The organism is Flavobacterium cupreum, from assembly GCF_003996965.1.
Taxonomy (GTDB): domain Bacteria; phylum Bacteroidota; class Bacteroidia; order Flavobacteriales; family Flavobacteriaceae; genus Flavobacterium; species Flavobacterium cupreum.
On sequence record NZ_QWDM01000033.1, the window covers coordinates 1 to 2061 of the forward strand.

Consider the following 2061-nt stretch of genomic DNA (forward strand, 5'->3'; position numbering starts at 1 on the left):
GGCGGAATTTATTTAGCCACAAAAAAGAGTTAGTAATTAAATTAATCAAAAATGAATAAAGAAGTAGTAATTATTGGAGGAGGGGTACTAGGTGGTATGGTATCAAATGGGGCAACTACGTTATTACCTGCATCAGAAAGCCCAATTATGAATATGGGCTTAGCAGCTGTTTCGATATTTGGTGTTACCAAAGTGACCGGAACAACGACAAAGTCAAATTTAATCAAAGGTGCATTAATCGGCAGTGCTATTGTACAGGTATTGTTAGCCGTCAAGAAAGTTTCAGCCAAAACTTTTCCCACAGCCCTTTCAGGTACAAGCAAATTTGCTCAATTCGCACAAGGTGCTGTTGGTTTAGGTTGCCCGGATCAAAGCGGTTTACACGGTCAGTTTGTTGGTGCGGATGGTCAAATTTATCAGTATGACGAGCCGGGTTTAAACGGTCAGTTTGTTGGTGCAGACGGTCAGATTTATCAGTATGACGAAGGGGGTTTAAACGGTCAGTTCATGGACGAAGCCGGAAATGTTTTCGAACTCGCTGACGATGGTTTGCACGGTGCTGAGGAAGCACTTTATTTGGAAGACGGTTTGCACGGTGCAGAACAAATTTACGGTGAGGAATCGGGATTAAATGCACCGGAAACAGAAATCTATAACGAACTGTACCAACAATAAAAAATCGGTAAGGCTCAAAACCTGCCTTAAAAAATCAATCATCAATCAAAAAACAATTTTAAAATGAGAAATCAAGAATTAACGTCCGCAACTGCAACACTTAAAGCCAAAGCAACTGCCGGTATTCCAAGAATAGGTAATGTTGCCCTAAGTGACAAAACGCTTTATTTAAGCGTTGCGATCAAAGGACAAGGCGGAACGGTCGATATTATCGACGTGAACACCAAAAGAGAGGTAGGTATCACCAATCTGGACGGTAATAAATTAAACTCCGGGCGTGATTATGTTATTGATGGTGTTAGAGTCCTAGTTGATTCAGCCTCAAAAGCAGACATCAAAACGGGTGTATGGGTTCCGGCAAACGGAACGAACCTTGATCCCGCGTTTTTAAATGCAGAATTCAGATTGAAACAGGAAGGTTATGTACTTATTGACATGCCTATTAGTGATCTTTCAGGGGAAGGTGATCTTCACAATTTATTCAGATCGATTTCGACTTCACCGCTTTTGCGTTCAAACCTAGAGTTTGAAATGGAAATTGAATATCCAAAAGGGGTTCCTGTTGACAATGTAACGGCACACAATGTGCGTTTTGAATTCAGAGCCACACAAGCCAAATTATAAGAAATAAATTTTTTCTAAATCTCGAAAAGCCGTAATACGTAAAGGTTACGGCTTTTTTTAAATAATCAACAAAATGTCAGTAAGAGAAAAAGTAATCACTTTGGTTTTGCCAGTGGGACAAACGGAAATCGATTTTACAACCGCACTGGATTCCGGTTTTATCCTGGGGGCAGAATTACATTCCAATCACACCGATATAGACAACTATGCCGAGTTTGGGATTTTTGATGATAGTGGTGTAGCGTTTTCAAAACCCACTCCAATAGACCACTGGAAACGCAGGGAAGGGTCAGGATTCGCAGACAGCTACAAACCGCTTCTATTTGAAACTGAACACAAAACTTTTCAGTTCAAGGCAAAAACCAAAACACCCGTTGTAAAAGAAACTTATTTCACTTTGATTTTGATGTACAAAATCAAGGCGGAATGTAAATAAATCAATCAAATGACACAAGGCATTATTACCAGAATTACAGGAGTTGTTTTTTTAAAACTAAAAGAAGATAAAGAAATAACGGTCGAGAATGTGACTACTCTGCAAGTTAGGAATAACGGTGTTGTTAGTGTCTTTGTCAATGATTTCGAAGTCGCAAGCAAAGAAACGTTTGTTTTGGTTACTCCCGACGGTACGCAGTCCAAGATCGATTTAAGCATTCGTTTTGGCAATACGGAATCAGGGGATTTTCAAAATTCAAGTTGGAATAAAAAGGAATTAGATATTATTTATAAAAAGACATTGAGATGCAAGAATTAGACAACCTT

At 39.2% G+C, this 2061-nt stretch carries 4 protein-coding genes; all 4 read left to right on the forward strand.

Annotated elements, in window-relative coordinates; all coding sequences use genetic code 11:
* The first annotated feature begins 51 nt into the window (after window positions 1–51).
* The 4 genes from D0817_RS24430 to D0817_RS24445 all read left to right on the forward strand — a co-directional run bounded on the left by D0817_RS24430 (window position 52) and on the right by D0817_RS24445 (window position 2053).
* Complete coding sequence (locus tag D0817_RS24430) at window positions 52–675, forward strand: hypothetical protein (protein ID WP_127340955.1); 624 nt, start codon at window positions 52–54, stop codon at window positions 673–675.
* Between the two features lie 63 nt (window positions 676–738).
* The gene (locus tag D0817_RS24435; protein ID WP_127340956.1) at window positions 739–1299 is read left to right on the forward strand and encodes a hypothetical protein; all 561 of its coding nucleotides are present in this window, start codon (window positions 739–741) and stop codon (window positions 1297–1299) included.
* A 73-nt stretch (window positions 1300–1372) separates the two neighbouring features.
* Window positions 1373–1735, forward strand: coding sequence for a hypothetical protein (locus D0817_RS24440; RefSeq protein WP_127340957.1), 363 nt, complete (start codon window positions 1373–1375; stop codon window positions 1733–1735).
* A gap of 9 nt (window positions 1736–1744) precedes the next feature.
* On the forward strand, window positions 1745–2053 hold the full coding sequence (locus D0817_RS24445) for a hypothetical protein (RefSeq protein ID WP_127340958.1): 309 nt from the start codon (window positions 1745–1747) through the stop codon (window positions 2051–2053).
* The last annotated feature ends 8 nt before the right edge of the window (window positions 2054–2061 follow it).